The sequence below is a fragment of the Nonomuraea sp. NPDC001684 genome (assembly GCF_053596515.1).
Genome location: NZ_JBSFGJ010000029.1, coordinates 38262 through 45074, shown reverse-complemented (window position 1 = coordinate 45074; position 6813 = coordinate 38262). Strand labels below are relative to the sequence as shown.

Below are 6813 nucleotides of genomic sequence, written 5' to 3'. Positions count from 1 at the left end.
GCTCCGACGACGCCACCTGCGACTTCACCAAGAAGGCCACGTCGTACGACCTGATCCTGGTGGCCGGCTCGGCCAAGGACAGCCTGGCCGAGCTGCTCGACCTGGCCGACCAGTTCAGCATGCGGGTCTTCCCTGCGCTGCCGCTCGCCCCGCGCGACTCCGAGACGCCGACCAGGGCGAACAAGCGGCACATCGGCACCCTCACCACGCTGACCCGGCGCATCCTCCAGGACTACGGCGTGCGCTTCGCCGACCGGCAGGCCCTGGGCGGCGTCTACCAGCCGTTCGAGGTCCAGATGGGGGCCACGCTGGCCACCAACCCCACCCTTGAGGTGTACGCCGACCAGCACCGGATCGTGGAGCAGGAGCTGGGCAAGCCGATCCTGATCAGCCCGTACCTGGACGCGCGCAAGCGGGTCGGCTTCGGCCAGACGCCGGCGCAGGTGGCCGAGGCGTTCAAGGCGCTGGCCCGGACCGGCGTCGGCATCATCGCTCCGCAGGACAGCCGGGGGACCGGCAAGGTCGGCCTGTTCTGGCCGGACGAGCGCGACACCGAGGTGGACGACCGGCTGCGTCCGGTGGTCGGCGAGGCCACGTACGGCACCGCGTACCACGGCTCGACCCGCGACTACTACCGGGAGATGGCCAAGGCCCGCGACGAGATGCTCCAGGCCGGTCACGAGGTGGAGCTGTGGGCGAACGTGGAGGCGTTCGAGCCGTCCGGCAAGCAGCCGTGCGCCCCGCAGGGCACCCGCGGCCAGACGGACAAGAAGCGCCTCGACCAGGCCGTCACGATGGCCGGCCGGTACGTCCAGAAGATCGTCTCCTACATGTGGAGCGACTTCATGACCTGCGGCGACCCCTCGCTCCAGGACGAGATCGCCGGCGACTGGCAGCGCCCGATCGCCGTGGACGCCATCAGGCGGCCCCGCGACCCCCAGGACGGCGTCGAGGTGCGCGGCTACAACCTGGACGGCAGCACCGTGCTCGTCGAATGGTCCGGCGGCACCAAGGAACTGGTGGTCGCGGCCGTCGGCTGGCTGGACAAGGACCCGCTGGACGAGCACCCGGCCCGGATGGCTACGGCCTGGGTGCCGTTCGACTGGACCCAGGTGCCGCCCGGGGAATGGGTCAAGATAGGGATCAAGGGGGCGTCCGGCAAGGAGGCCACGACGCCCCTCCACGTACGCATATCCGCATAGGGCAGACGGGACTCCGTGTAACGTGCCGTCCATGGTCCCGAGCATCCCGGTCAGCGTCGACCTGGTCGTGCTCACCGTGCGCAACCATGCGCTCAGCGCCCTGGTGTGGCGGCGCGACAACCCGCCGTTCATGCGCCGCTGGTCGCTGCCGGGTGGCTTCATCCAGCTCGACGAGGACCTGCCGGCCGCCGCCCACCGCATCCTGGCCGAGCGGGCCGGGCTCCCGGGCGCCCCGGTGCACCTGGAGCAGCTCCAGACGTACGGATACCCCGACCGCGACCCGCGCCAGCGCGTGCTGAGCGTCGCCTACCTGGGCCTGGCCCCCGACCTGCCGGCCTCGGAGAAGGCGCACATGAGCTGGCAGCCGGTCGAGGCGCTGTCCGTCATGGCCTTCGACCACCGCCGCATCATGCTCGACGGCGTCGACCGCGCCCGCGCCAAGCTGGAGTACACGTCCCTGGGGGCGGCCTTCTGCCCGCCGGAGTTCACCGTCGCGGATTTGCGCCGGGTGTACGAGATCGTCTGGGGGCGTCCCCTCGATCCCCGCAACTTCCACCGGAAGGTCACCAAGGCGGAGGGCTTCCTGGTGGAGACGGGCGCCACCACCACCAGAGACGGCGGCCGCCCCGCCAAGCTCTTCCGCCGCGGCCCCGCCGAACTCCTCCACCCGCCCATGCTCCAGGAGTGACCATCCCGGACGACCTCATCGACGTCATCGAGACCCCTCGCCTGTCGCTCGTGCCCCTGCGGGTCGAGCACGCCGCGGAGATGGCGGCCGTGCTCGCCGACCCGCGCCTGCACGAGTTCATCGGCGGCGCCCCCGTCACCGAGCAGGAGCTGCGCGCCCGCTACGAACGCCTGGCCGCGGGCCCGCCCGGGTGGCGCAACTGGGTGCTCCGCCTGCGCGCCGACGGCCGGCTGACCGGCTACGTGCAGGCGACCGTCGAGGCGGGCACGGCCGAGATCGCCTGGGTGGTCGGGGTGCCCTGGCAGGGCCGCGGCCTGGCCGCCGAGGCCGCCCGCGCCCTGGTCTCCTGGTGCGACGCCCACGACATCGGCACGGTCGTCGCCCACATCCACCCCGGCCACGCGGCCTCCGCCGCGGTCGCCGCCCACGCCGGCCTCCACCCCACCGACCTCGTGCACGACGGCGAGACGCGCTGGGAACGCGTCCGGCCGTGAGCCCTCTCGACGTGCGGGGGCTGGCGGATGCTTCATCGGGCGTGGCCTTTTAAGGTAGTTCTATGCCTCGTTTCCGCCACATCCTGGACACCATGCCCCCCTACAAGCCGGGCAAGGCCGTGGTCTCCGCCGACGGCCGGTCGTACAAGCTCTCCTCGAACGAATCCCCCTACGACCCGCTGCCTTCCGTGGTGGAGGCCGTCGCCGAGGGCGCCCGGCAGATCAACCGCTATCCCGACCCCGGCGCCGTCGGGCTGACCGAGGCCATCGCCGAGCGGTACGACGTGCCGGTCGAGCACATCGCGCTGGGCGCGGGCTCGGTCACGGTGGCCCAGCAGCTGTTCGAGACGGTCGGCGAGCCCGGCGTCGAGGTCGTCTACGCGTGGCGGTCGTTCGAGGCGTACCCGTTGCTGGCGGACCTGTCGGGGGTCACGTCCGTCCAGGTGCCGCTGGCGGGCGAGGACCACGACCTGGACGCCATGGCCGAGGCGATCACCGACCGCACCCGCATGGTCTTCGTGTGCAACCCCAACAACCCCACCGGCACCGCGATCCGCCGCGACGCCCTGGTGTCCTTCCTCGACCGCGTGCCGGAGAACGTGCTCGTGGTGCTGGACGAGGCCTACCGCGAGTACGTCCGCGACGAGGACGTCCCCGACGGCCTGACGCTCTACCGCGACCGGCCGAACGTCTGCGTGCTGCGCACCTTCTCCAAGGCGTACGGGCTGGCGGGCCTGCGGGTCGGCTACCTGATCGGGCACGAGCCCGTGGCGGCGGCCGTCCGCAAGACGATCATCCCGTTCGCCGTCAACCACCTCGCGCAGGTCGCCGCCATCGCCTCGCTGAAGGCCGAGGACGAGCTGCTGGAGCGGGTCGAGCGGGTGGTCAAGGAGCGCGGCCGGGTCCGCGAGTCGCTGATCGAGCAGGGCTGGACGGTGCCGCCGACCGAGGCGAACTTCGTCTGGCTGCGGCTCGGCGAGCGCACCCTCGACTTCGCCGCCGCCTGCGCGGTGGAGGGCGTGGCCGTACGGCCGTTCGCGGGCGAGGGGGCCCGGGTGTCCATCGGCGACCCCGAGGCCAACGACGCCTTCCTCGCCGCCGCCAAGGAGTTCCGCGGTTAGGCGCTGACCTCTTCGGCGAGGGCTGCGGTCCTGGCTTTGGCGCGTCGTTCGGTGGAGACCACCAGGGCGACGCCCACCAGGATCACCGCCCCGCCGGCGATGATCTGCGGGGTCACCTGCTCGTTCACGACCAGCACGCCGAGGAGCACGGCGACGACCGGGTTGACGTAGGCGTACGTGGAGACCAGCGAGATCGGCGCGTTGCCCAGCAGCCAGGTGTAGGCGGTGAAGCCGACCAGCGAGCCGACCAGCACCAGGTAGGCCAGCGCCGCCCAGGAACGTCCGGAGACCGCCGCCAGGTCGAGCCGTTCGCCGAGCACCGTGCCGGTCACGGCCAGGCCGGCGCCGCCGACCAGCATCTCGATCGAGCTGGCCGCGAAGGGGTTGGCGGGCATGGGGATGCGCGCCGACAGGAACGAGCCGACCGACCACGAGAACGAGGCCACCAGGATCACCACGATCCCGGTGGTGTCCACCGACTGGCCGCCGGTCAGCGACAACGCCGCGACGCCGGCGAACCCGACGAGCACGCCGGCCAGCGTCAGCACGGCCGGCCGGTCCCTGACCAGGATCCGGAACACGACGAGCCAGAGCGGCACCGAGGCCACGAGCAGCGCGGCCAGGCCGCTGGAGATGTGCTGCTCGGCCACGGCGACCATGCCGTTGCCGCTGGTCAGCAGGAGCAGGCCGACCAGCCCGGCCCCGCAGACCTGCCGCCACGACACCCGGAACGGCTCCAGGCCCTTCCTGATCAGCAGGAAGCCGCCGAGCAGCAGCGCGGCCGTCACGAATCGCAGCGCGCCGCTCAGCATGGGGGGCATGGTCTCGATGGCGATCCTGATGCCGAGGTAGGTCGAGCCCCACACCACGTACACGATCGCCAGGGCGCTCCAGACGAGGACGGGAGCCCGGCTGTCAGTGGTGTTCGCACTCATGGGTCATGACTTTATCGGGCGACCACGACAAAGCACCTGCGGGTATCGGACTTAGGGATTTGGCGCGATATTAGCGACAGGCGGCTTTCGTGCCACTGTTGAGCGGACGGGCCGGTTGAGACGATCGGAACTGACCAGCAATGAAGGGACATGTCGTAGATGTCAGCCGTCACCTCCACCCCTGCCGCCCCCAACGCCGCCGCCCTCGCCCACTTCGCCGCCCGCCTGGCCTTCGAGACCGACGTCTCTGACGTGGCCGCCGACCTGGCCGCCGGCGCGCCGGGCGTCGTGGTCGTGGACTCGCGCAGCCGGGAGAGCTGGGACCAGGGGCACGTCCAGGGGGCGGTGCACCTGCCGACGGCCGAGATCGCCGCCGGGGCGGCCGTGCTGATCCCCCGGGAGGCCACCGTCGTCACCTACTGCTGGGGGCCCGGCTGCAACGGCGCCACGCGGGCCGCCCTGGAGTTCGCCCGGCTCGGCTACGCGGTCAAGGAGATGCTCGGCGGCTTCGAGTACTGGGCCAGGGAGGGCTTTCCGGTCGAGACGGCGTCGGGCGTGACCCGGCGACCGATCGACGCCCTGACGGCGCCGGTGTCGGGGATCGCGTGCGCCTGCTGACGCCGGTGTGGGATGGCGTGCGCCTGCTGACGCCGGTGTGGGTGGCGTGCGCCTGCTGAACGGCGATGGGCGGGCGCCTGCTGAAAGCGTCCCAGGCGGGTTGTGGTGACCGGCTATATCCGGACATGCCCGCCGGTCCGACAGTGCCGCCAAACGGCCTCACAGCCCCGTCCGGACGCCTTCCGTAAAAAGGGTGGCGGCGAAGGGGCTGTGCGGGAAAGTTTGGCGCCCCCGTCCGAATCCCGTCGATCGGGGGCGTGGGAGAACATACCCGCATCTACTCGGGTCAACCAATAAGACCACAAGAGTCAAGCGGATTGTCTGTACCTTTGACTCCCCAGGTCAAGAACCGGGCACCCGTCGCCCCTGAAATGGGACGACGGGCCCCGTACGGTCACCGCGGTCCGAGCTTCTCCACGATGAGCCGGTAGAGCTGGCGCGGACGCCCCGGCTGCGGGGTGCGGTTCGGCGGAAGCGGCCACGCGAGTCCCTCGTCAACCAGCGTGCGCAGCAACCGCCGAGCCGTGCGCGGCGTCACCCCGAGCATCTTGCCCGCGCCCTCGGCGTCGACCACCGTGTCGCCGCCTTCGAGCTTGGCCGCCAGCCTGGCCAGCACCTCCACGCCCTTCGGCTTGAGCGCGGTCGACCCGGAGGGTGGCATCCGGGGGGCCGGGATGAGGGCCCGGCCCTCGCGGTCCACCGCGAACCCCTGCGCCTGCTTGCCCGCCTGGGTACGGGCCAGCGCGGCCCGCGCGTGCGACTCCGCGTCGTGTGTCGTCCGCCCCATTCCGACGCCCACCTCGACCGCCAGCCCGAGTTCGTCCCGGATCCTGGCCGCGAAGGGCAGCACCCTGAACCCGTCGGTGGCCGCGGCGATCGAGCCCCTGGTCGCGGTGACCAGGTAACTGTGATCGTCGATCGGCCAGACGGTCGCGTTGATCCGGTTCGCCTCCTGGACCAGTAACCGGTGGAGCGACAGCCGCAGCTCGTCGCGCCAGTAGCGCGGCGCCGCGCGCCGCACGGGCTCGCGCAGCGTCGGCACCTCCACCAGCACCACGGTGAGCTGCGACTCCTCCAGCCGGTGATGCGCCCCGAGCAGCGCCGCGGTGTGCAGCGCCGTCCGGACCGCGGCCGAGGTCGGCCTGATCCTGATGACCGGCACGCCGGCTGCGTGCAGGCGTTCGGCCACCGCGGGCAGGCACGTCAGTGCCCCCGAGGTGGCGCCCTGGCGGGCCAGCCGTTCGTGGTAGGCCGCGATCGTGCCCGTGGCTCCGGGCTCGTCGCGGCTGTGCACGTCCGTGGCCGGTATGCCGAGGTCGGTGTACGCCTCCTCGACATCCGCCCTGCTGACCACGTCCACGCTGACCCGTTGCGGGTCCATCCGAGTGTCAAGTGCGGCCTTCGCCAGCGCCGCCACCAATGCCGCTCCGCCGAGTTGCACGTAGGTCGCGGGCATCGTCAGCACGCCTGATCGCCTGGCCAGGTCATAAGGGACCGGGCTGGCGAACAGGCACGCGTCGACACCGGGACCGAGCCGCGTCACCTTGTCGGGCGCCTCCTGCTCATCGCGGTACGCGGCCGCGACCAGGCGACACGGCAGCGGTGCCGCGGCGTGACCCATCAGCATGACTCGCTCGACCAGGTCGTGGGGTCCGACCACGCCGATGGTGAGGTCCGGTGTCATGGCGCCCGGGCGTGACACTCGGGGAGTTTCTTCGGCCCTCTCGACCAATGTTCGTCCCATCCTGCCGTCCG

The 6813-nt window shown here is 71.6% G+C and carries 7 protein-coding genes; 5 read left to right on the top strand and 2 right to left on the bottom strand.

Features of this window, described 5'->3' with window-relative positions; translation table 11 throughout:
- The 4 genes from ACWCSD_RS09025 to hisC all read left to right on the top strand — a co-directional run.
- A partial coding sequence (locus tag ACWCSD_RS09025) for a DUF4434 domain-containing protein (RefSeq protein ID WP_449913796.1) occupies positions 1-1202 on the top strand: 1202 nt, incomplete at its 5' end.
- Between the two features lie 31 nt (positions 1203-1233).
- Positions 1234-1890, top strand: coding sequence for an NUDIX hydrolase (locus ACWCSD_RS09020; RefSeq protein ID WP_387677565.1), 657 nt, complete (start codon positions 1234-1236; stop codon positions 1888-1890).
- Positions 1887-2384, top strand: coding sequence for a GNAT family N-acetyltransferase (locus ACWCSD_RS09015; protein WP_397154815.1), 498 nt, complete (start codon positions 1887-1889; stop codon positions 2382-2384). Before ACWCSD_RS09020 ends, ACWCSD_RS09015 begins: the two co-directional genes overlap by 4 nt.
- 62 nt (positions 2385-2446) lie before the next feature.
- Entirely contained in the window at positions 2447-3505 is a 1059-nt protein-coding gene (gene hisC, locus ACWCSD_RS09010) for a histidinol-phosphate transaminase (protein WP_449913793.1), read from the top strand.
- Here the strand turns inward: hisC and ACWCSD_RS09005 are convergent.
- Positions 3502-4440 (bottom strand): EamA family transporter, encoded by a 939-nt coding sequence (locus ACWCSD_RS09005; protein WP_449913791.1) that lies wholly within the window; start codon positions 4438-4440, stop codon positions 3502-3504. The genes hisC and ACWCSD_RS09005 overlap by 4 nt on opposite strands.
- Positions 4441-4599: 159 nt before the next feature.
- Between ACWCSD_RS09005 and ACWCSD_RS09000 the strand changes: the two genes are divergently transcribed.
- Positions 4600-5058 (top strand): rhodanese-like domain-containing protein, encoded by a 459-nt coding sequence (locus tag ACWCSD_RS09000; RefSeq protein ID WP_397154809.1) that lies wholly within the window; start codon positions 4600-4602, stop codon positions 5056-5058.
- Positions 5059-5452: 394 nt separating this feature from the next.
- Here ACWCSD_RS09000 and ACWCSD_RS08995 read toward each other — a convergent pair whose 3' ends face one another.
- On the bottom strand, positions 5453-6742 hold the full coding sequence (locus ACWCSD_RS08995) for a GTP cyclohydrolase IIa (RefSeq protein WP_352357559.1): 1290 nt from the start codon (positions 6740-6742) through the stop codon (positions 5453-5455).
- Positions 6743-6813: the final 71 nt, after the last annotated feature.